Annotated in this window: 16 protein-coding genes and 2 tRNA genes; 11 read left to right on the forward strand and 7 right to left on the reverse strand. The window is 74.9% G+C overall.

What is annotated here, in order from left to right; genetic code table 11:
* Nucleotides 1-12: 12 nt before the first annotated feature.
* Complete coding sequence (locus AB0M03_RS02270) at nucleotides 13-651, reverse strand: histidine phosphatase family protein (protein WP_363487460.1); 639 nt, start codon at nucleotides 649-651, stop codon at nucleotides 13-15.
* Between the two features lie 304 nt (nucleotides 652-955).
* Here AB0M03_RS02270 and AB0M03_RS02275 point away from each other — a divergent pair, with 304 nt between their 5' ends.
* The 7 genes from AB0M03_RS02275 to AB0M03_RS02305 all read left to right on the forward strand — a co-directional run bounded on the left by AB0M03_RS02275 (nucleotide 956) and on the right by AB0M03_RS02305 (nucleotide 7,012).
* On the forward strand, nucleotides 956-2,164 hold the full coding sequence (locus AB0M03_RS02275; protein WP_363487462.1) for a hypothetical protein: 1,209 nt from the start codon (nucleotides 956-958) through the stop codon (nucleotides 2,162-2,164).
* Between the two features lie 40 nt (nucleotides 2,165-2,204).
* Entirely contained in the window at nucleotides 2,205-3,788 is a 1,584-nt protein-coding gene (locus tag AB0M03_RS02280; protein ID WP_363487464.1) for a hypothetical protein, read from the forward strand.
* Between the two features lie 8 nt (nucleotides 3,789-3,796).
* Nucleotides 3,797-5,149 carry an AAA family ATPase gene (locus tag AB0M03_RS02285; RefSeq protein WP_363487466.1) on the forward strand — a complete coding sequence of 451 codons (1,353 nt, stop codon included), beginning with the start codon at nucleotides 3,797-3,799 and terminating at the stop codon, nucleotides 5,147-5,149.
* Between the two features lie 164 nt (nucleotides 5,150-5,313).
* A complete protein-coding gene (locus tag AB0M03_RS02290; protein WP_363487467.1) occupies nucleotides 5,314-5,712 on the forward strand; it encodes a hypothetical protein in 399 nt (132 codons plus the stop codon).
* Between the two features lie 134 nt (nucleotides 5,713-5,846).
* The gene (locus AB0M03_RS02295) at nucleotides 5,847-6,449 is read left to right on the forward strand and encodes a bifunctional DNA primase/polymerase (protein ID WP_363487469.1); all 603 of its coding nucleotides are present in this window, start codon (nucleotides 5,847-5,849) and stop codon (nucleotides 6,447-6,449) included.
* Nucleotides 6,450-6,516: 67 nt separating this feature from the next.
* Nucleotides 6,517-6,590: transfer RNA gene (locus tag AB0M03_RS02300), tRNA-Lys, on the forward strand.
* A gap of 80 nt (nucleotides 6,591-6,670) precedes the next feature.
* Nucleotides 6,671-7,012, forward strand: a complete 342-nt coding sequence (locus AB0M03_RS02305) for a hypothetical protein (protein ID WP_363487471.1) — start codon at nucleotides 6,671-6,673, stop codon at nucleotides 7,010-7,012.
* Nucleotides 7,013-7,095: 83 nt separating this feature from the next.
* On the opposite strand, the gene pgi is transcribed toward AB0M03_RS02305, so the two are convergent.
* Nucleotides 7,096-8,757, reverse strand: coding sequence for a glucose-6-phosphate isomerase (pgi, locus tag AB0M03_RS02310; RefSeq protein WP_363487473.1), 1,662 nt, complete (start codon nucleotides 8,755-8,757; stop codon nucleotides 7,096-7,098).
* 139 nt (nucleotides 8,758-8,896) lie between these two features.
* On the reverse strand, nucleotides 8,897-10,477 hold the full coding sequence (locus AB0M03_RS02315; RefSeq protein ID WP_363487475.1) for a Na+/H+ antiporter: 1,581 nt from the start codon (nucleotides 10,475-10,477) through the stop codon (nucleotides 8,897-8,899).
* Nucleotides 10,478-10,601: 124 nt separating this feature from the next.
* Here AB0M03_RS02315 and AB0M03_RS02320 point away from each other — a divergent pair, with 124 nt between their 5' ends.
* The 3 genes from AB0M03_RS02320 to AB0M03_RS02330 all read left to right on the forward strand — a co-directional run bounded on the left by AB0M03_RS02320 (nucleotide 10,602) and on the right by AB0M03_RS02330 (nucleotide 12,197).
* Nucleotides 10,602-11,447, forward strand: a complete 846-nt coding sequence (locus tag AB0M03_RS02320; protein ID WP_363487477.1) for an alcohol dehydrogenase catalytic domain-containing protein — start codon at nucleotides 10,602-10,604, stop codon at nucleotides 11,445-11,447.
* A gap of 40 nt (nucleotides 11,448-11,487) precedes the next feature.
* Nucleotides 11,488-12,060, forward strand: coding sequence for a YdeI/OmpD-associated family protein (locus AB0M03_RS02325; protein ID WP_363487479.1), 573 nt, complete (start codon nucleotides 11,488-11,490; stop codon nucleotides 12,058-12,060).
* Between the two features lie 63 nt (nucleotides 12,061-12,123).
* Nucleotides 12,124-12,197, forward strand: a tRNA-Lys gene (locus AB0M03_RS02330).
* On the opposite strand, the gene AB0M03_RS02335 is transcribed toward AB0M03_RS02330, so the two are convergent.
* Together AB0M03_RS02335 and AB0M03_RS02340 are read right to left on the reverse strand one after the other, a co-directional pair.
* Nucleotides 12,159-13,214: a BadF/BadG/BcrA/BcrD ATPase family protein gene (locus AB0M03_RS02335; RefSeq protein WP_363487753.1), complete on the reverse strand. Its 1,056-nt coding sequence runs from the start codon at nucleotides 13,212-13,214 to the stop codon at nucleotides 12,159-12,161. The genes AB0M03_RS02330 and AB0M03_RS02335 overlap by 39 nt on opposite strands.
* A gap of 114 nt (nucleotides 13,215-13,328) precedes the next feature.
* Nucleotides 13,329-15,020: a glycosyl hydrolase family 18 protein gene (locus tag AB0M03_RS02340; RefSeq protein ID WP_363487481.1), complete on the reverse strand. Its 1,692-nt coding sequence runs from the start codon at nucleotides 15,018-15,020 to the stop codon at nucleotides 13,329-13,331.
* 235 nt (nucleotides 15,021-15,255) lie between these two features.
* Between AB0M03_RS02340 and AB0M03_RS02345 the strand changes: the two genes are divergently transcribed.
* Nucleotides 15,256-18,474 (forward strand): S41 family peptidase, encoded by a 3,219-nt coding sequence (locus AB0M03_RS02345; protein ID WP_363487483.1) that lies wholly within the window; start codon nucleotides 15,256-15,258, stop codon nucleotides 18,472-18,474.
* A gap of 84 nt (nucleotides 18,475-18,558) precedes the next feature.
* Here the strand turns inward: AB0M03_RS02345 and AB0M03_RS02350 are convergent, their stop codons facing one another.
* Together AB0M03_RS02350 and AB0M03_RS02355 are read right to left on the reverse strand one after the other, a co-directional pair.
* Nucleotides 18,559-18,765 carry a hypothetical protein gene (locus tag AB0M03_RS02350; protein ID WP_363487485.1) on the reverse strand — a complete coding sequence of 69 codons (207 nt, stop codon included), beginning with the start codon at nucleotides 18,763-18,765 and terminating at the stop codon, nucleotides 18,559-18,561.
* Between the two features lie 119 nt (nucleotides 18,766-18,884).
* Nucleotides 18,885-20,942 carry a phosphocholine-specific phospholipase C gene (locus AB0M03_RS02355; RefSeq protein ID WP_363487487.1) on the reverse strand — a complete coding sequence of 686 codons (2,058 nt, stop codon included), beginning with the start codon at nucleotides 20,940-20,942 and terminating at the stop codon, nucleotides 18,885-18,887.
* Nucleotides 20,943-20,961: the final 19 nt, after the last annotated feature.

Raw genomic sequence — 20,961 nt, forward strand, 5'->3', positions numbered from 1 at the left:
GCGTCGGGCCGGTCAGTCCAGGTGGCTGTGGTCGTTCCAGATCTCCACGGCGGGCAGGCCGTACTCCCAGGACAGCACGCAGAGCGCGGCGGTGCCGAGCTTGAGGCGCTGGGCGTACTCGGGGGGCAGGCCGAGCCAGCGGGCGGTGAGGATGCGCAGCAGGTGGCCGTGGGCGAAGAGCACCACGTCGCAGTCGGCGGCGTGCATGGTGGTGGTCTCGGGGTGCGGGACGCCGTGGGTGCCCCTGAGCTCGTCGAGGAAGGCGTCGACCCGGGCGGCGACCTCGGAGAGCTTCTCGCCGCCGGGCACGCCGTCGCGCCAGATCAGCCAGCCGGGCTGGTCGGTGGCGCGGATGTCGGGTCCGGTACGGCCCTCGTACTGCCCGTAGTCCCATTCCAGGAGTTCGGGGCGGTCGACGGCGCGTCCGCCGAAGCCGGCCAGCTCGCAGGTGTCGCGGGCGCGGGAGAGCGGGCTGGTGTAGACGACGGCGTCGGGCAGGCCGTTCCAGGGGACGCGGGCGAGCCGGGCGCCGAGGGCGCGGGCCATCGCCCGGCCCTCCTCGGTGAGCGGCACGTCGGTGCGGCCGGTGTGCCGGCCGGTCGCCGACCAGGCGGTCTCGCCGTGGCGGACGAGCACGATGCGGGCGGGCATGGGTGGGACTCCTCGGAGCTGGTTTCGCGGCGGCCTGGCTCGCCATTGAGGGCCGGGTCACCATGATCCCCCACCCGGCGGCAGCGCGCCGGTGGGGGCTGTGACTCACCCACTCGCCTCCGGGCCCTCTGACCCGGCGCCGACGGTCACCGGCGGGCCCTTCGGCTCCGGGCGGGTGCCGCTCCCGCGTTCCTCGCTCTCGGCAGCGGCGGGCCCTTCGGCTCCGGGCGGGGCGGCCCGGGGCGGGCCGATCCGGAGGTCCCGGCCCCGATTGTCAGTGGCGGATGCAACACTGGGCCGCACCATGAACGTCTCGCACCTGGGGCAGTCAGAGCCGCTCGCGCAGCGGCTCTCCGAGCTGCGCGGCCGGGCGCCGCAGCGCAGTCTCGACGCCCGTGCCCTCGCCGCGCTCGCCGCCAATCCCGGCTGCCGCCGCCGCTCGCTGCTGGACGCCGCCGGCGTCGACAAGGCCGCGATCGCCCGGCAGTTGGGGCGCCCGGCCCCGTTCGGCCAGTCCCCGTTCGCGCTCGCCCGCGGCAACGTCTTCGAGGCCCGGCTGAAGGACGACGGCTACGCCGCCCTGTTGGAGCCGCTGCGCCGCCACCTCGGCCTGCCCGAGGAGAGCGGCACGCAGCTGGCCGTCCCCGACCTGATGCGGCGGTCCTCGCCCGCGGTGCGGGCCGAGCGCACCAGGGAGGCGCTCGCCGAGGCGGCGGCCGACCCCGAGCGGTGGACACTGCTGGACCACCCGATGCTGCGGCTGACCGTGGCCGGCAGCCCGGCCCACCTGGAGCCGGACGCGGTTCTGGTGCACGGCGGCCGCTGCACCGTGGTGGAGATCAAGTCCTTCCCGGTGCTGGACGGCTCCGCGGACCCGGCGAAGGTCGGCGCGGCCGCCCGCCAGGCGGCGGTGTACGTGCTGGCGCTGCAGGAGACGGCCGCCGCGCTGGCCGGGGTGCCGGTCGAGCCCGGTCCGTACGGAGTGCAGGAGCTGCCGGGCAGCCCGATCACCACCGTGCTGCTGGTCTGCCCGAAGGACTTCTCCAACCGGCCGACGGCGGCGGCGGTGGACGTCCGCCGCGAGCTCGCCACGACCCGCCGCCAGCTGTCCCGGATGACCGGCATCGGGCAGCTGCTGGACGCGCTGCCCGAGGGCACCAGTTTCGACCTGGTGCCGGACGAGGGCGGCGCACCGACCCGACCCGCCGAGGAGCTGGCCGCCGCGGTCGGCTCCGTCCCCGCCGCCTACAGCCCGGACTGCCTCTCCACCTGCGAGCTGGGCTTCCACTGCCGTTCCCAGGCCCGCTGCTCGGACGCGGTCGAGCAGCTCGGCCGCGGTGTCCGCGGCGAGCTCGGCTCGATCCGCACGGTCTCCGCGGCGCTGGCCGCGGCGGAGGCGGCGGTCGCCGCGACCTCCGCGGACGACGGCGAGCGTGCGGAGGCCGACGAGGCCGCGGCCCGGCTGCGGTACGCCGCGGCGCTGCGCGCGGAGGCTCTGGGGAGGGCCGTCTGATGCGGGCCGTGCGTGCGGTGCCGGGCCGGCGGTGGGCCCGGTGAGCCTGCTCTCCACCCTGGCCCGGCTGGAGTCGGTGCGCAGCGGGCGGGCCGAGCCGCTGGCGACGGTGCGCCACCGGCACCTCTCGGAGCGTCCGATGGTGGTCGTGCCGCTGGCCGCGGCGGGCGAGGCCGGTGCGCCGCTGGCGGTGATGCTGGGCACCGACCGGGAGGCGCCGCGGCTGCACATCGTGCCACAGCCGCTCAACCGCGACCAGCGCTTCGACTTCCTGGCGCGCTTCGGCGCGGACCTGCTGCCCTACCTCGAGTCCTTCGCCGACGACGTGGAGCAGATCGAGGGCACCGAGAAGGACGCCGAGACCGGCGAGAAGACCCAGGTCTTCCGGGAGCTGTGCGCCGACGCCCCGCAGCTGGTCGTGCCGAACGGCGGTTCCGTGCAGCACCTGGCGCTGATCGGCCGCTCCACGCGGTTCCGGCGCACCGCGGAGGACGCGGACCCGGGGCCCTACCCGGCGCCGACCCAGGTGCCGCTGCTGGGCCGCTGGCTGACGCACCTCACCGACCGGGCGCAGGTGCCCGGCTCCAGCCTGCTGCTGCCGATGACCTCGCTGCTGGCGCGGCACTGGGCGACCGGGCAGAGCCACCTCGAGGACCAGCACCTGGCCGCCCTGCTGGCCTGGCACCGTCCGCCGGCCGGGCTGACCGGCGCCGAGGCCGCCGAGCGGGCCGAGAGCGAGCGGGACGCGCACGGGCAGCTGGTGCGCCCGCCGGCCGGCCCGGCCACCGATCCGAAGTTCGACGAGCTGGTGCTGGCCCCGGCGATCGCCCGGCACGATGCGGCGCTGGCCGCCGCCCGCTCGGCGGGTCCCGGCGAGGCGGCCCGTGCGGAGCTGCTGGTCAAGCAGGCCGCGGAGCAGCTGCACGGGGTGCTGGAGCAGGTGCTGCTGCCGACCTGGGCGGACGTCTGGTTCGGGCTGGACCTGCTGCGGGCGCTGCCGGAGGGCGCGCACGTCACCGAGCGCTGGGAGGGCGACCGCTGGTCGTACACCGGGCACCGGGACAGGCTGGCGGCGGGCGAGCCGCCGCAGCCCAAGCAGGACGATGCGGTGACGGCGGCGCGCAAGCTGGCGCAGCGCGAGCGCGAGCAGGTCCGGCTGGAGGTGCAGGAGGCGCTGGACGATCCGCTGGCGATGGCCGAGCACCGGCTGGCCGGCGAGGCGTTCGCCGGCGAGGTGGTGGCGGTGGTGCCGGAGTACGACACCTCCGGGCGGTCGGCCAAGCCGCGGCCGCTGCTGGTGGTGCGCACGCAGGACAGGCCGCACGCCGACGCGGGCCGGGAGGTGCACCGGGCGGGTGCGGCGACGCCGCAGCGCGGGGTGATCGCCGGTGCGGACGCGGCGGAGGGCACGGTGACGGTGCGGGTGGTGTCCGGGATGGGCCGCCGCAAGGAGCCGGAGCCGGGCAGCCTGCCGGAGGTCGGCGAGCAGGTGGTGTTCACGCTCTTCGAGCTGACGGCGCGCCAGTCGGCGCCGCTGCCGGAGCCGGAGGACACCCCGTGGACGCACGGCGGGCCCCCGGGTGCCGCCCCGATGTCGGCGAACGTTGCGGAAGAGTGGGAATGACCGTCGGTATGACTGCCGATCAGGCGCCGGGCGCTGCCGCCGACGCCGCCGTGGCCGCGATCCTGGAGGCCGCGGTGCGGCCCGTGCCGGGTGCTCCGCGCGGGGTGGTGGTGGATTCGCCGCCGGGCGCGGGCAAGTCGACCCTGGTGGTGCGGGCGGCCCGCGAGCTGGTCGCGTCCGGCGAGCGGCTGATGATCGTCGCGCAGACCAACAGCCAGGTCGACGACCTGGTGGACAGGCTGGCCACCAAGGGTCCCGACCTCACCATCGGGCGTCTGCACGCGGGCGACTCCCGGCCGGCACCGGAGGCTCTGCGGCACGCCGGGGTGACGGCCTCCGAGAAGGTCGCCGACCTGCTGGAGCACGACGTGGTGGTCTCCACCGCGGCGAAGTGGCAGTGGGTGCGCACCGAGGCTCCGTGGCGGCACGCGATCGTGGACGAGGCGTACCAGATGCGTTCGGACGCGCTGCTGGCGGTGGCCCGGCTGTTCGAGCGGGCGCTGTTCGTCGGCGACCCGGGCCAGCTGGACCCGTTCACCGTGGTCGGCACCGACCAGTGGGCGGGCCTGTCGTACGACCCGTCGAGCAGTGCGGTGGTGACGCTGCTGGCGCACAACCCGGCGATCCGGCCGCACCGTCTGCCGGTGTCCTGGCGGCTGCCGGCGTCGGCGGCGCCGCTGATCTCCTCGGCGTTCTACCCGTACACGCCGTTCCGGGCGGGCACCGGGCCGGGAGAGCGGCGGCTGGAGGCGGCCGTCCGGGCGGACGGCACGCCGGTGGACGCGGCGATCGACGAGGCGGTGGAGAGCGGCTGGGCGCTGCTGGAGCTGCCCGCCCGGCACACCGTGCGGACGGACCCGCAGGCGGTCGCGGCGGTCGCCGCGGTGGTCCGGCGGCTGCTGGACCGCGGGCTGACCGCGCACTCCGAGCAGGGCACGGCGCCGGTCGAGCCGGGGCGGATCGCCGTGGGCACCGCGCACCGGGACCAGGCCGCGGCGGTGCGTCAGGCGCTGGTCGCGCTCGGTGTGCCGGTGGACGCCGCCGAGGGCCCGGCCGTCACGGTGGACACCGCGAACCGGCTGCAGGGCCGCGAGTACGACGTCACCGTGGTGCTGCACCCGCTGTCGGGGCGGCCCGACGCGACCGCCTTCCACCTGGAGACCGGCCGGCTGTGCGTGCTGGCCTCCCGGCACCGGCACGCCTGCATCGTGGTGGCGCGGGCCGGGATCGCCGAACTGCTGGACGAGCACCCGTCGACGGAGCCGGTGCAGCTGGGCGTGGCGGTGAAGTTCCCGGACGGCTGGGAGGCCAACCACGCGGTGCTGGCGCACCTGTCCGCGCACCGGGTGCCGCTGGGCTGAGACCGACCGGCACGGACGGATCGGTACGGGGGCGCACCACAGGTGACAGGTGCGCCCCGGCTGGGAATAGCGACCTGGTGTGCACCGTTCCGCTACCGGCCGCCCGCGCGCGACAATGGACGACGGCCAGTTCCCGCAGCCAGCCCTTCCGGAGGTGTCCGTCCATGCCCGATCCCCACGCAGAGGCGTCCGACCAGAGCGGTACCCCCGCACCGGCCGCCGCGGGCCCGGGCACCCCTCCGCGCCGGCTGCGCCCGGCCCAGCTGCTCTTCGAGCCGCAGGCCTCCGAGCCGGAGCCGGAGCGTTTCTTCGACCTGGAGTCCATCGAGGACCCGGCCGAACTGCTGCGCCGGTCGACCGAGTTGACGCTGGCGTTCCGGGCCGCTGCGGAGCGTGCCACGGACTTCCAGGCGATCGCCGCGGCGCAGCTCGCCGACACCCGGCGCTTCGACGCGCTGACCCCGGCCGAGATCGCCGACCGGGCGGACTGGACGCCCGACTACGCGGTGCGGATGGTCGAGTACGGCCGCAGCCTGCAGAAGCAGCGCAGCGCGGAGCACTGATCCACGGGTCGGCAACCGCACCGCACCGGGCCTCTGGCATATGCGGCCGGTAAGGGTACGCCCCGGCCCGCCGCGGTGTCCGGCAAACCGGATTTTCCGTCCGTCCGCGCGCCGGCGCGGTCCACGCTGCTGGGGTGGACATCTGGACGTATCAATCCGTGGAGTACGTCACCGTCGCCGGCGAGGCCTGGCTGGCCTCGGCCAGCGAGTACCCGCGCTCCATGCGCGCCCTGTGGGAGTCGCGCCCCTGGGCCTCCACCGTGCTGCCGTGCGGCCGCGCCTTCGACGTGATCAACATGCCGTCGCTGTTCGGCCGCCGGGTGCTGGACGAGCTGTGGTCCTCGGGGCCGGGCTGCGGACCGGTCGCCGCCTTCCGCGGCCGCACGCTGCTGTTCGTGCAGCCGGGCGCGGCGCCGCGGCTGCGCACCCTGCTGGCCTGGGAGGAGTGGGCCCGCGACGTCCCGCCGCTGCTCTGCCACGGCCAGGGCGACGCGGTGACCGTCCCCCCGGTGCAGCGCATGGTGGACGCCCCCGACTCACCGGGCCTGGGCGGCGGCCGCTGGATCGTCGCGCCGGACTCCCGGGAGCCGTGGCTGCCCGGTGCCGCCGTGGTGCTGTGGGCGTGCGTACGGGCGGCCCGCAGCGAGCCCCGTGCGTCGGCCGAGCCCGCCGCGGCCGGCCGGCCGGGGGCGGTGGAGGAGCCGGACGAGGCGCTGTCGCCCGCCCCCGGCGCCTGAGCGCTGCCTGCGGGAATCCGATTTTGGTTCCGCCCGCGGCCGCTGCTAGAGTCTTCCACGTCAGCAGGCGCCGCTAGCTCAGTTGGTTAGAGCAGCTGACTCTTAATCAGCGGGTCCGGGGTTCGAGTCCCTGGCGGCGCACAGACGGTTGCAGGCCCTTCGCGAAAGCGGAGGGCCTGCGGCGTTTCCCGGAGCGCCTGCGGCTGCTACCTTTGCCGGTCATGGCGCCCGACGATCCCGCGCGCAGTACGCCGCCGGGCTGGGAGGAGTGGATCCGCGCCGAGCTCGCCGGCCTGGAGGCGTCCGCCCTGCGCGCGCACCGGATCGCCGTCTGGCGCCACCGCCTGCTGATCGCCCTGGCGGTGCTGGGCGGCGCGGCGCTGATCGTGCTGCTGGCGGTCCTCCCCCGCTCCTCGGAGCTGCGCCGCACCCCGGTGCCGCCCGGTTCGAGCACCGTCTCGGCGCCGCCGTCGGCCGCCCCGTCTGCGCTCTCCTCGAAGGCGGCCTGCTGCCCGCCGGACCAGCCCGGCGGGTGCCCGAACTGCTGGACGGCCGGCCGCTGATCCGGCGTCAACGACTGCTGCGGGCACGTCCGGACGTGCCGGCGGGGCCGCCCCGGTCCGGGACGGCCCCGCCGGACGGTCCGTCAGCGTCCGCGCAGCTCGCGGTAGCGGGCGACCAGGGCCGCCGTGGAGCTGTCCAGCCGCTCCGCGCCCTCGCCGGTCAGCAGCACCGGCTCGATCCGCTTGGCGAGCACCTTGCCGAGCTCCACGCCCCACTGGTCGAAGGAGTCGATGTTCCAGATCGCGCCCTGGACGAACACCTTGTGCTCGTAGAGGGCGACCAGCTGGCCGAGCACCGACGGGGTGAGCTCGGCGGCCAGCACGGTGGTGGTGGGGTGGTTGCCGCGGAAGGTCTTGTGCGGGACGAGGTCGGCGGGCACGCCCTCGGCGGCGACCTCCTCCGGCGTCTTGCCGAAGGCCAGCGCCTGGGTCTGGGCGAAGAAGTTGGCCATCAGCAGGTCGTGCTGGGCGACCAGCCCGGGCAGCAGGCTCTCCACCGGCTTGGCGAAGCCGATGAAGTCGGCCGGGATCACCTTGGTGCCCTGGTGGAGCAGCTGGTAGTAGGCGTGCTGGCCGTTGGTGCCGGGGGTGCCCCAGACGACCGGGCCCGTCTGCCAGGTCACCGGGTTGCCCTCACGGTCCACCGACTTGCCGTTGGACTCCATGTCCAGCTGCTGCAGGTAGGCGGTGAACTTGGACAGGTAGTGCGAGTACGGCAGCACCGCGTGCGACTGGGCGTCGAAGAAGTTGTTGTACCAGACGCCGAGCAGGCCGAGCAGCAGCGGCACGTTCTGCTCCGGCGGGGCGGTGCGGAAGTGCTCGTCGACCAGGTGGAAGCCGTCGAGCATCTCGCGGAACTGCTCCGGGCCGATGGCGATCATCAGCGAGAGGCCGATGGCGGAGTCGTACGAGTAGCGGCCGCCCACCCAGTCCCAGAACTCGAACATGTTGGCGGTGTCGATGCCGAAGTCGGCCACGCCCTCGGCGTTGGTGGAGAGCGCCACGAAGTGCCTGGCCACCGCGTCGGTGTCCGCGCGCAGCTCGGTGAGCAGCCAGTTCTTGGCGGAGACGGCGTTGGTGACGGTCTCGATGGTGGTGAAGGTCTTCGACGCGACGATGAACAGCGTCTCGGCGGCGTCCAGGCCGACCAGCGCCTCGTTCAGGTCGGCGCCGTCCACGTTGGAGACGAAGCGGACGTCGATGCCGCGGTCGGTGTAGGAGCGCAGCACCTCGTAGGCCATGGCGGGGCCGAGGTCGGAGCCGCCGATGCCGATGTTGACGACGGTGCGGATGCGCTTGCCGGTGTGGCCCGTCCACTCGCCGCTGCGGACGCGGTCGGCGAAGGCGGCCATCTTGTCGAGCACCGCGTGGACGGCGGGCACGACGTTCTCGCCGTCCACCTCGACCACGGCGCCGCGCGGCGCGCGCAGGGCGGTGTGCAGGACGGCGCGGTGCTCGGTGTTGTTGATCTTCTCGCCGCGGAACATGGCGTCGCGCAGCCCGGCGACACCGGTGGCCTCGGCGAGGTCGCGCAGCAGGGCGAGGGTCTCGTCCGTCACCAGCTGCTTGGAGTAGTCCACGTGCAGGTCGCCGACGGTCAGGGTGTAGCGGCTTCCGCGCTCGGGGTCGGCCTCGAACAGTCCGCGCAGGTGCTGCTCGCCCAGCTCCGCGCGGTGCTTGGCCAGCGCGGCCCACTGGGGCGTGCGGTCCAGCGGGGTGCGACCGCCGGTGCGGTTCTCCGACATCGGTTGCTCCTTGAGTATCCGGATTGCAGTACCGGCAGGGCCCGGCGAGAGGGTGTGCGCGAGGTCCGGCAGGGTGGTGCGTCGTGCCGGCTCCGTCGACGGCCTTGCCCGCGGGCCAGCCTATCCCCGGGCGGGGCGCTCACTTGCGCGCCGAGCGGAGGTCGAGGTCGCGCAGCACCCGGTCGGCGAGTTCCGGGTCGGCGCCGGGCTCCCCACGGGCCGTCAGCACCTCGCGCCGGGAGGCGGCGATCATCTCCTCCTCGACCGCGGCCGCCTGCCGCCACACGGCGAGCCGGCGCTTGGCCTCGGCGGCCTCCTCCTCCTCGTACCGCTCGGGGAAGAGCCGGGCGAGGCGGTCGTGCTGGCGCTCGCGGAGCCGGTCGACCAGTTCGGCGGGCAGCCGGCGCTCCTCCTCCAGTTGGTCGAGCCGCTGCAGGCCGGCCTTGGCGGCGCGCCCGCGCAGGACCCGCATCGCCTCGTCCCGCGCGTCGGGGTGGTCCCGCAGGCCGAGCATCCGCACCGCCCACGGGAGGCTGAGCCCCTGCACCAGCAGGGTGAACAGCACCACGCAGAAGGCCACGAAGACGATCTCGCTGCGGGCCGGGAAGGGGTGCCCGCCGTGCACGGCGAGCGGCACGGCGAGGGCGAGGGCCACCGTGGCGACCCCGCGCATCCCGGACCACCACAGGACGACCGTCTCCCGCCAGCTGATCGGCGTGTCCTCCTCGCCGTGGGTGACGACCTTGGAGATCCAGGCGGCCGGCAGCAGCCACAGCAGCCGGACGAGCACCACGGTGGCGATCACCCATGCGGTGTCGCCGAGCATCCCCTGCCAGCTGGAGCGGACGTCGGCGAGGACGGTGCTCAGCTCCAGGCCGATCAGGGCGAACGCCACGCCGGTGATCAGGATCTCGACGATCTCCCAGAAGGCGTTGCCGACCAGCCGGAAGGAGACGTCGTCGGCGTCGGCGGCCCGGTCGGCGAGGTAGAGCGCGCAGACCACGACCGCGAGCACGCCGGAGCCGTGCGCCTCCTCGGCGAGGGTGTAGGCGGCGAACGGGACGAGCAGGTTGAGCGCGACCTGCTGGGTGGGGTCGCCCAGGCGGCCGGCCAGCCAGGCGTTCAGCCAGCCGAGGGCGACGCCGAGGACCACCGCGACCACCGCGGACAGCACCAGGCGCAGCGCGGCGCCGCCCACCGAGAAGTCGCCGCTGACGACGGCCTCGATGGCGAGCGAGTAGATGACGATCGCGGTGACGTCGTTGAACAGGCCCTCGCCCTCCAGCACGGCGACCAGGCGGCGCGGCAGGCCGACCGAGCCGGCCACCGCGACGGCGGCGACCGGGTCGGGCGGCGAGACCAGCGCCCCGAGGGCCACGGCCGCGGCCAGCGGCAGGCCGGGCACCTGCCACTGGAAGACCGCGGCGACGGCCGTGGTGGTGATCACCACCAGGGCCACCGCCAGCAGCAGGATCGGCAGCAGGTTGGCGCGGAAGTAGCGCACCGAGGAGCGGCGGGCCACCGCGAAGATCAGCGGCGGCAGCACCAGCGGCAGGATGAGGTCCGGGTCGAGCGTCACGTCGGGGATCAGCGGGACGAGGGCCATCACCAGGCCGAGCACGGTCATCAGCACCGGCTGCGGCACGTGGATGCGGCGCGCCAGCGGCATGGTGACCACCGAGGCGAGCAGCACCAGGAACAGCAGCGACAGCTGGGCCACCGAATCGACTCTCCCGGGAGTTGTTGCGCGACGTGCGGTCCCCGATCCCGCGGATCAGCATAAATGTGACAAAGCGCCCGCCCGGTGCGGCTCGCCGGGCGCCGGACGGGAGCGGAGGTGGCCGGTGCGGGCTCTGGCGAACCCGGGGCCGGAAGGGCCGTCCGGCGCCCTGCAGGTGGTCGAGGCGGTGGTGCCGCGGGCCGGGCCCGGGCAGGTCCTGGTGCGGGTGGCGGCGGCGCACCTGCCGCTCGGCAGTGCGCCGCCGGCCGGCATCCCGGGCGAGGAGTTCGCGGGCGTGGTGGTGCAACTCGGCCCCGGCTCGTACGGCCTGGAGGTCGGCGACGAGGTGCTCGGGCACTGCCAGTCCGGCGCGTGTGCCGAGTACGCGGCGGCGGACGCCGACCGGGTGGCGGCCAGGCCCCCGGAGCTGCCGTGGGCCGAGGCGGCGCTGCTGCCGCTCACGGCGGCCGGTGTGCAGGCGGCCCTGGACGGCCTGCGGGTGCGGCGCGGCAGCACGCTGCTGGTGCACGGCACCGCGGGTCCGGCAGGCCGGGCGGCCGTCGCGCTGGCCCGGTGGCGGGGCGCCGCGGTGGTGGCGGTGGCCGCCGAGCGGGACCACTCCCTGCTGCGCGGCCTCGGCGCGGTGCCCGTCGGGTACGGGGCCCAGCTCGCCGAACGGGTGGCGGATGCCGCGCCGCAGGGCGTGGACGCGGTGCTGGACGCCGTCGGGCGCGCGGCCGCCCCGGTCTGGGCGGAGCTGGCGGGCGGCCCGGAGCGGGTCGCCGGCCTCGGGTCGGCGGCGGGCGGCCGCAGCCGCGGGGAGGCGGAGTCCGCGGAGATCGCCGGGCTGGTCGAGCTGTGGCAGGCCGGGGCGTTCCGGCTCGCCCCGGACGAGGTGCTGCCGCTGGAGCGGGCCGCCGCGCCCGGCCCGGGGCCGGGGCGGCTCGTCGTGGTGGAGCCCTGGGCCTGACCCGGTGCCAGTTGTCGGTGCCCTGTGGTTCACTGCGGCCATGGCCGACACCCTGGACACCCTTGCCTTCGACTCGGCGGAGGAGTTCGAGACCTGGCTCGCCGAGCACCACGACTCCTCCCCCGGCATCTGGCTGAAGCTGCGCAAGAAGGCCCCGGGGGTCACCGCCCTCGACTACCCCCAGGCCCTCGACGCGGCGCTCTGCTTCGGGTGGATCGACGCGCAGAAGCGGTCCTTCGACGACCTGCACTGGCTGCAGCGGTTCTGCCCGCGGACGGCCCGCAGCCGCTGGTCGAAGATCAACCGGGAGAAGGCCGAGGCCCTCGCCGCCCAGGGTCGGATGCGCCCCGCCGGGCAGGCCGAGGTCGACCGCGCCAAGGCGGACGGCCGCTGGGAGGCCGCGTACGACAGCCCGCGGACGGCCACCGTGCCGGAGGACCTGGCCGCGGCCCTGGCCGCCGTGCCCGCCGCGGCGGAGAACTTCGCCGCCCTGGACGGCGCCAACCGGTACTCGATCCTCCACCGGGTGCAGGAGGCCAAGCGCCCGGAGACCCGCGCCCGGCGGATCGAGCAGTTCGTGGCCATGCTGGCCGCCGGAGAGAAGCTCCACTGAGCACCTGCGGATACGGATGTGCGTCCGACCTGCGGGAGCGTGTATGGTTGTCCACGTCAGCAGGCGCCGCTAGCTCAGTTGGTTAGAGCAGCTGACTCTTAATCAGCGGGTCCGGGGTTCGAGTCCCTGGCGGCGCACAGACGGTCGAAGGCCCCTCGCGGAAGCGGGGGGCCTTCGGCGTTCCCCGGGCCGCCCGGGCCCTGTGCAGCAACCAGGGCCCGGTGCAGTTCTTCGGCGGCGGCCGGCCCGGTGAGCGTGCGGGCCGCCAGCCAGGCGGCCGCCCCGGCCGTACTGCCGGCCGGGAGGATCTCGGCGGCGGGCCACCGTTCGGCCACCCCGTCCCGTACCGCCGCGGCGAGCGGCGAGCCGGCCGAGAGCACCCCGCCGGCCAGCACCACCGGCAGTGCGGAACCGGCCGGGCGGACGGTGCCGAGCGTGCCGAGCAGCAGCCCGGCGGCCTCCCGGACGAGCGCCTGCGCGACGGGCTCCCCGGCGGCGGCCCCGTCCAGCACCAGCGGGGCGAGCCGGGCCAGCCGGACGGGTGCCTCGGCGTACACGGCGCCGAGCAGTGCGGCCCGCAGCCCGTCCCCGCCGGAACGCCCGCACAGCGCCTCCGCGACGGCCGCCGCGGTGCCGGAGGGCGTCCGGCCGGCGTCGACCGCGGCCAGTGCGAGCCGGACGGCCTCCCGGCCGAGCCACTGGCCCGAGCCGAGGTCGCCGAGCAGCCAGCCGTGCCCGTCGGCGAGCCGGACGGGCACGTGGCCGCGCACCTCGGCGGCGACCGCGCCGGTGCCGCCGATCAGCACGGAGCCGTCCGGGCGGCCGGTGCCCGCGGTGTAGGCGAGGGCGAGGTCACTGGTGGTGCGCGGGGTGACGGAGAGCCCGAGGGCGGGCCAGAGCCCGGCGAGTTCGGGTTCGGCGACCAGGGCGCCGGCCAGGCCGACCACGCCGGCCGCGACCGCGCCCGGGTCCAGGCCGTCGAGGGCGGCCCGCAGGGTGTCGCCGACCGCCCGGGCGGCGGCGGCCCCGCCGTGCGCCACCGGGTTGGCCCCCTCGCCGCGGGCGGTGCCGAGCACCCGGCCGTGCAGATCCGCGACGACCGCCCGGCTGCCGGTGCCGCCGGCGTCGAGGCCGAGGACGAGCGGGCCGGTCATGGCGGCCTCCTGGTCGGGGAGACGGGGGTGACCCCAGTGTCGGGTGCGGTCCCGGGGGCGTCAACGACCGTCGGGCCCGGGGCGGAGGCACCGCCCCGGGCCCGGCGTGGCGGGTCAGCCGAAGTAGGCGTCGAAGTTCTTGGAGAACTCCTGCCCGCCGAAGCGGTCCCAGTTGATCGACCAGGTCATCAGGCCGCGCAGGTTCGGCTGCGCCCCGCTGCGCGGGACGTAGCCGCCGCAGTTGGTCGCCCTGGTCAGGCAGTCCAGCGCCTTGTTGACCTCGGCCGGGGCCACGTAGCCGTTGCCGGCGTTGGTGGTGGCGGGCATGCCGATGGCGACCTGGGAGGCGGCCAGCGGCGGGAACACGTTCGCCGTGTTGCCGGCCACCGGGAAGCCCTTGAGCAGCATGTCGGTCATGGCGACGTGGAAGTCCGCCCCGCCCATCGAGTGGTACTGGTTGTCCAGGCCCATGATGGAGCCCGAGTTGTAGTCCTGGACGTGCAGCAGGGTCAGGTCGTTCCGCATCGCGTGGATGACCGGCAGGTAGGCGCCGGCCCGCGGGTCCTGGCCGCCCCAGGGGCCGGAACCGTAGTACTGGTAGCCGAGTTGGACGAAGAACGTCTCCGGGGCCATGGTCAGCACGAAGCCGGCGCCGTACTTGGCCTTGAGCGTCTTCAGTGCCGAGATCAGGTTGACCACCACCGGGCTGGTGGGGTTCTTGAAGTCGGTGTCGCCGGTGTTGAGGGAGAGCGAGTGGCCCTCGAAGTCGATGTCGAGGCCGTCCAGGCCCCACTTGTCGATGATCGCGGAGACCGAGGAGACGAAGGCGTCGCGGGCGGCGGTGGTGGTGAGCTGGACCTGGCCGTTCTGGCCGCCGATCGAGATCAGCACCTTCTTGCCCTGGGCCCGCTTGGCGGCGATGGCCGCCTTGAAGTCGGCGTCGGACTCGACGGTCGGGCACTCGGTGGCCGGGCAGCGGTTGAACCGGATGTCGCCCGAGGTCACCGAGGTGGGCTCGCCGAAGGACAGGTTGATGACGTCCCAGGAGGCCGGGACGTCCGCCATCCGGGTGTACCCGGCGCCGTTGGCGAAGCTGGCGTGCAGGTAACCGACCAGGGCGTGCGCGGGCAGCCCGCCGCCGGGCGGCTGGGTGGTCGGCGGCTGCGAGGTCGGCGGCTGGGACGTCGGGGGCTGGGAGGTCGGTGGCTGGCTGGTCGGGGGCTGCGACGTGGGCGGCTGGGACGTCGGGGGCTGCGAGGTCGGCGGCTGGGTGGGGGCGCCCGGGCCGTCCAGCGAGATGTCGTCCGCCCAGTAGGCGCCCTGGCCGTACCAGCCGTGGGTGAAGACGGTGGCGCTGGTCTGGCTCGCGCCGGTGGTGAAGCTGACCGAGAGCTTCTGGTAGGCGCCGCCGGTGCTCGGCGTCCAGGTCGAGGCTCCGCCGTTGACGCCCAGGTAGACGTAGGCGCCCTTCACCCAGGCGCTGAGCGTGTAGGTGGTGTTGGGGGCGACCGCGACGGTCTGCGTGCACTGGGCGTTGTCGCTCGCCGACGCCGCCCCGGCGAGGGCCCAACTGCCGGTGTGCGCCTGGCCGCTGACGACGCTGCCGGTGCCGCCGGTGCAGCTCCAGGGGGCCAGTGACCCGCTCTCGAAGCCGCCGTTGGCGAGGAACTCGCCGGCACTGGCGGAGTCGGCGAGGCCGAAGGTCAGGGCGACGGCGCCGGCCGCGGCGACGGTCCAGGCGGTGGCGGCGGCCACCAGGCGGCGGCCGGGCGGTGCGGCGTGGGAGGGTCTCGGGGAAGTGCGCATGTGGGGATGCTCCTGCCGGAAGACGGGGGGTGTCCGGGCGCCGGTGGGGGCCGGCCGGGCATGCAGCCGCAGCGGCAGGGCGCGCCGCATTGGACTGGACCACACTTGGACTAGACCACTGAAGCGGAATCCCCGTGCGCCTGTCAATGGAGTCGGCGCACCGTCAGGGCCCGTCGGCCCGGGCGGAGTAGGACGGCGGGTTGCGAGCCCCCCGCGGTCGCCGAACCATGGAGAAGTGTCCGGATATCTCAGGTACCCCCACGTCCGCGGCGGCCTGCTCACCTTCACCGCGGAGGACGACGTGTGGGTGGCCCCGCTGCACCCGGACGGCAGCACCGGACGCGCCTGGCGGGTGAGCTGCGACCGCGTACGGGTGAGCCACCCGCGGATCTCCCCCGACGGCACCACCGTCGCCTGGACCAGTTGGCAGGCGCTCACCCCCGAGGTGTGGACCGCCCCGGTGGCGGGCGGCGAGGCCGTCCGGCTCACCTACTGGGGCAGCCACGACACCCGGGTCCGCGGCTGGCTCCCCAACGGCCAGGTGCTCGCCGTGACCTCGTACCACGAGCCGTTCGCGCACTACACCTGGGCGTACGCGCTGCCGCCGGACGGCGCCCCCGGCCGCCGGATGCCCTGGGGCCCGGTCAACGACGCCCAGGTCGGCCTGGAACACACCGTGCTGCTCACCTCGGCCGCCCCGCACGGCCCGGCCTCCTGGAAGCGCTACCGCGGCGGAGCCACCGGCCGGCTCTGGCTCGACCACGGCGAGCTGCTGCCCGGCCACACCGGCCACCTCGCCTCGCCCATGCCGGTCGACGAGCCGGACCACCCGCGGATCGCCTTCCTCTCCGACCACGAGGGCGTCGGCAACCTCTACTCCTGCCGCCCCGACGGCTCCGACCTGCGGCGGCACACCGACCACGCCTCCTACTACGCCCGCGAGGCCGCCTCCGACGGCACCCGGATCGTCTACCAGCACGCCGGCGACCTCTGGCTGCTGGACAACCTGCGCACCCCGGCCCCGCGCCGCCTGGAGGTGCCGCTCGGCGGTGCCCGGGCCGGCCGCCGCCCGTACCACGTGTCGGCGTCGCTGCACGTCAAGGACCTGGTCTGCGACCCCACCGGGCGGGCCGGCGTGGTCAACATCCGCGGCAGCCTGTACTGGCTGACCCACCGCGACGGCCCGGCCCGGGTGCTCGTCGACACCCCGGGGGTGCGCACCCGCCTGCCGGTGCTGCCCGCGTACGGCGGCCACGTCGCCTGGATCACCGACGCCGAGGGCGAGGACGCCGTCGAGATCGCCCCGCTGCCCGCCCGCGGCACCGACGGCGGCGGCCCCACCCGCCGGATCGCCGGCGGCATGATCGGCCGGGTCCAGGAGCTCTCCGCCGCCCCCGACGGCCGCCACCTGGCCGTCGCCGCCTCCGACGGGCGGCTGCTGCTGGTCACCACCGAGACCGGCGAGGTCCGCGAGGTGGCTTCCTCCCAGTACGGGCCGGTCAGCAGCCCCGCCTTCTCCCCCGACTCGCAGTGGCTCACCTGGTCTCAGCCGGTCGCCGGGCGGTCGCTGCGGGCGATCCGGCTGGCCAGGGTGGACGCCACCGAGCGCATCACCGACGTCACCGGCGGCCGCTTCGAGGACGAGCACCCCGTCTTCACCCGGGACGGCCGGTTCCTGGTCTTCCTGTCCTGGCGCGGCTTCGACCCGGTGCACGACGTGCACACCGGCGACATGTCCTTCCCGCTCGGCTGCCGCCCCTACCTGATCCCGCTGGCCGCGGGGACGCCGTCGCCGTTCGCCGCCCCGGCGGAGGGCCGCCCTGCCGTCGGGCTCGACCCGGGGGAGGCCACCGGGGACGGCACGGTCACCCTCGACCCCGAGGGCCTCACCAAGCGGCTGGTGCCCTTCCCGGTCACCGCCTCCAAGTACTCGGCGACCGCCCCGGTGCGCGGCGGGGTGCTCTGGCTGCGCTGGCCGATCTCCGGCGCCCTCGGCCAGACCTTCGCCAGCCCCACCGACACCTCCGGCAAGCCCAGCCTGGAGTACTTCGACCTCGCCCACGGCACCCGCTCCACCGTCGCCGACCAGCTGGACGGCTTCTCGGTCTCCGGCGACGGCGGCTCCGTCCTGGTCTTCTCCGCGGGCGTGCTCAAGCTCCACCCGCTGCCCGTCGGCACCCCGCTCACCGTCGACCTGCGGCGGATCACCCACACCGTGCACCCGGCGGCCGAATGGCGGCAGGCCTTCCACGAGGCCGCCCGGATCGTCCGCGACCAGTTCTGGGACGAGGACATGTGCGGCCTGGACTGGCCCGAACTGGTCGCCCAGTACGAGCCGCTGCTGGACCGGATCGCCGGCCCCGACGACTTCGCCGACCTGCTGCGCGAGCTGCTCGGCGAACTCGGCACCTCGCACGCCTACGTCACGCCCTCGCGCCGAGGCGAGGGCCCGCAGCTGCTCCAGCAGCCGCTCGGCCTGCTCGGCGCCAACGCGCACCGCGACCCGGAAGGACGCTGGCTGGTCGACCGCATCCTGCCCGGCGAGTCCTCCGACCCCAGGGCCCGGGCGCCGCTCGCCGGCTTCGGCATCCAGGACGGCGACGAGCTGATCGCCGTGGACGGCCGCCCGCCCGACCCGGTCCGCGGGCCGGCGCCGCTGCTGGCCGGCACCGGCGGCACCACCGTGGAGCTCACGCTGCGCTGCAAGGACTCCGGCCGGGTGCGCCGGATCGCCGTCACCCCGCTCACCGACGAACGGCCGATCCGCTACCAGGACTGGGTGGTCAAGCGCCGCAAACTGGTGCGCGAGTTCAGCGACGGCCGGTGCGGCTACCTGCACATCCCGGACCTCGGCGGCTCCGGCTGGGCCCAGTTCAACCGGGACCTGCGCAGCGAGCTGGCCAAGCCCGCGCTGGTCCTGGACGTCCGCGGCAACGCCGGCGGGAACGTCTCCGAGCTGGTCCTGGAGAAGCTCGGCCGGCGCGTCCTCGCCTGGGACTTCACCCGCGGGCGGCACCCGGTGCGCTGGCCGAGGGACGCGCCGCGCGGCCCGGTGGTCGCCCTCGCCGACCACGCCACCAGCTCGGACGGCGACGTGATCATCGCTGCCATCAAGCTGCTCGGGCTCGGCCCGGTGGTCGGCACCCGCACCTGGGGCGGTGTGGTCGGGATGACCGGCCGGCACGTGCTCGGCGACGGCACGCAGATCTCGGTGCCCAAGAACGCCTCCTGGTTCACCGGGGGCATCGGCTGGTCGGTGGAGAACCACGGCGTCGCCCCGGACGTCGAGGTGCTGCGCACCCCGCACAGCTGGGCCCGCGGCGAGCACACCGACCTGGCGGCCGCGGTGGAACTCGCCATGGAGGCCCTCGCGGAGGCGCCGGCGGCCGCACCGCCGCCCACCGACACGCCCCGCCCCGACCTGCGCAGGCCCCCGCTGCCGCCGCGGTCCTGATCACGGCGTTTCCCGGCGGACACAGCCGGAGGGGCGCAGCCGCTGCTGCGGCCGCGCCCCTCCGGCCCGGATCGGTGTTCGCGATCAGTCCCAGGGATCGCCCTCGGCGGTCATGTCGGCCGCGGCCCGGCGGTCCTCTTCCATCTGCTCGGCCTGGTGCTGGGCGTCCATCCGGCTCTTCTCGGCGGTGTCGCCGAAGGCGTCGGCCGCCTCGTCATGGGCGAGCGCCGCGCGGTCGGCCGGAGTGTCCGTCTCGTGGGCCTTGTGCCGGAACCTGTCGAAGATGCCCATGTCTTCCTCCTCGCGTGCGGTCCGACCTGGGCTTCCCTCACTGTCACACTACGCCGCCGGGCATGCCACCGGGGGAGCGCCGGCACCAGCGCGTCGGGGGCGGGTGCCGGCGCCCCCGGTCAGCCGGAGACGCTGGCCGCGCCGGTCTCCAGGTGGCCGGTGAACCGCTGCGACCAGGTCGGGTCCGAGTCCACCGTCACGGTGAAGTCGTACCAGCCGCCGTTGTACGCCACCGCATTGAAGAAGTCCGAGGCCGAGCCGCCGGCCGGCACCCGGTACGCCCACGGACCGTCGGTGCGGTAGTTGGTGGAGGTGACGGTGAAGGTGACCGGTGCGGTGCCGGTGTTGGTGAAGGAGAACCAGAGGGCGAGCTTGCCGGTGGTCGGCGCGGTCGCGTACGAGGAGGTGACCGACACCAGCTTGCCGGGCTTGGTGGCGTCGCCCTTGAAGCGGCGCAGGAAGCGGTTGGGGCCGACCACGCTCAGGTCGTACGGGCCGCCGCCGAAGCCGGTGCCGCAGTTGAAGAAGTCGCTGGTGGCGCCGCCCGCGTCGACGGTGTACTGCCAGGGGCCGCCGCTGCGGTAGGCATTGGCGTAGGCGGCGAGGTGCGTGGCGGCGGCGCCCTGGTTCGCCATGGCGATCCACACCTTCATGACACCGCCCGAGCCGAACTCCAGCCGGTCGAGGTTGGCGTTGGGCTGGTACGGCAGGGCGCGGGCCGGACGGGTGCCGGGCTCCTGCTGGGGCAGCTTGTTGTCGACGGGCGCCGGGTTGGGCAGCGGGCCGCAGGCCGCCATGCCGATGACGGCGTCGGTGTTCGGCAGGGCCGGCATGCCGTAGACGGGGTTCGCGAAGTCGAACATGCCGGTGAGGTCGCCGCAGACCTTGCGGCGCCAGGCGCTGATGTTGGGGCAGGTGGCGGGCCTGCCGATGGCGGCCGTCCACTTCTCCAGGAAGCGCAGCACCGAGGTGTGGTCGGAGACCTCGGAGCTGACCCAGCCGCCGCGGCTCCACGGGGATATCGCGATCAGCGGGACGCGGAAGCCGAGGCCGGTGTTGGTGCCCTTGCAGAACTCGCCGGGCGTCCCGGCCGGGGCGGCCGGCGGCGGCACGTGGTCGAAGAAGCCGTCGTTTTCGTCGTAGTTGAGGAACATGACGGTGGAGTCGAAGACCGCCGGGTCCGCGTTGAGCGCGTCCATCACCATGTGCACGAAGTGCGCGCCGTCGGCCGGGGTGGCGTACGGGTGCTCGGAGGAGGCCTGGTCGGCGACGATCCAGGACACCTGCGGGAGCGTGCCGGCGAGCACGTCGGCACGGATCGCGGCGGCGATGTCGTCCGGGGTCTTCCCGGTCTTCTTCGGCACGGAGCCCATGCCCTTGACCGCCAGCGGGCTGCCGGCCGGGGCGTCGGTGAACTGCTTGAAGTAGGCGAGGGCGTTGTCGCCGTAGTTGTCGGCGGCGTTCTGGTAGACCTTCCAGCTGACCCCGGCCGCCTCCAGCGCCTCGGCGTAGGTCTGCCAGCGCAGCCCGGACTCGTCGCCGCCGTCGTAGGCGGGGCCGCCGGCGGTGCCGTCCGGGTCGATCGTGCCGGACCAGTGGACGGTGCGGTTGGGGCCCGTGGCGCTGAGAACCGAACAGAAGTAGGCGTCGTTGACCGTCCAGTTGTCGGCCAGCGCGTAGTGGAAGGGGATGTCGGCGCGGGTCAGGTAGCCCAGCGTGCGGACGTTGCCCTTGGCGGCGACCCAGGAGTCGAGCTTGCCGCCGTTCCAGGCCTTGTGCTGGTCGTACCAGGCGTGCGCCAGGTCGCCGTTGCACTGGGCGAGGCGCTCGGGGTCGGCACCGCCGGCCGGCTTGGTGGCGCTGAACTGCCACGGGTACTGGCGGCCGAGGCCGTTGGGCTGGTTGAAGACGCTGTAGCCGCCGGCGATCTGGATCGCGCTGCGGTCGGCGAAGCCGCGGACGCCCTTCAGGGTGCCGAAGTAGTGGTCGAAGCTGCGGTTCTCCTGCATCAGGACCACGATGTGCCGCGCATCGGCCAGGGTGCCGGTGGCGCCCGCCGCCGCCTCCGCGGCCACGGCCGGCTGGGTGCCGCCGCCGACCGCGGACCCGGCGACCGCGGCGCCCGCCGCCGCACTCGCCGACAGCGCCATGAACTTCCTACGACTCAGCTCAGCCATCGGGCCGCCGTCCCTTCGG

The organism is Kitasatospora sp. NPDC051914, from assembly GCF_040680995.1.
Taxonomy (GTDB): Bacteria; Actinomycetota; Actinomycetes; order Streptomycetales; family Streptomycetaceae; genus Kitasatospora.

Coding starts and splice junctions, on each gene's coding strand:
- AB0M03_RS02270 (WP_363487460.1), bottom strand. CDS start 651: ATGCCCGCCCGCATCGTGCTCGTCCGCCACGGCGAGACCGCCTGGTCG.
- AB0M03_RS02275 (WP_363487462.1), top strand. CDS start 956: ATGAACGTCTCGCACCTGGGGCAGTCAGAGCCGCTCGCGCAGCGGCTC.
- AB0M03_RS02285 (WP_363487466.1), top strand. CDS start 3,797: ATGACTGCCGATCAGGCGCCGGGCGCTGCCGCCGACGCCGCCGTGGCC.
- AB0M03_RS02290 (WP_363487467.1), top strand. CDS start 5,314: ATGCCCGATCCCCACGCAGAGGCGTCCGACCAGAGCGGTACCCCCGCA.
- AB0M03_RS02305 (WP_363487471.1), top strand. CDS start 6,671: ATGGCGCCCGACGATCCCGCGCGCAGTACGCCGCCGGGCTGGGAGGAG.
- pgi (WP_363487473.1), bottom strand. CDS start 8,757: ATGTCGGAGAACCGCACCGGCGGTCGCACCCCGCTGGACCGCACGCCC.
- AB0M03_RS02325 (WP_363487479.1), top strand. CDS start 11,488: ATGGCCGACACCCTGGACACCCTTGCCTTCGACTCGGCGGAGGAGTTC.
- AB0M03_RS02335 (WP_363487753.1), bottom strand. CDS start 13,214: ATGACCGGCCCGCTCGTCCTCGGCCTCGACGCCGGCGGCACCGGCAGC.
- AB0M03_RS02340 (WP_363487481.1), bottom strand. CDS start 15,020: ATGCGCACTTCCCCGAGACCCTCCCACGCCGCACCGCCCGGCCGCCGC.
- AB0M03_RS02350 (WP_363487485.1), bottom strand. CDS start 18,765: ATGGGCATCTTCGACAGGTTCCGGCACAAGGCCCACGAGACGGACACT.
- AB0M03_RS02355 (WP_363487487.1), bottom strand. CDS start 20,942: ATGGCTGAGCTGAGTCGTAGGAAGTTCATGGCGCTGTCGGCGAGTGCG.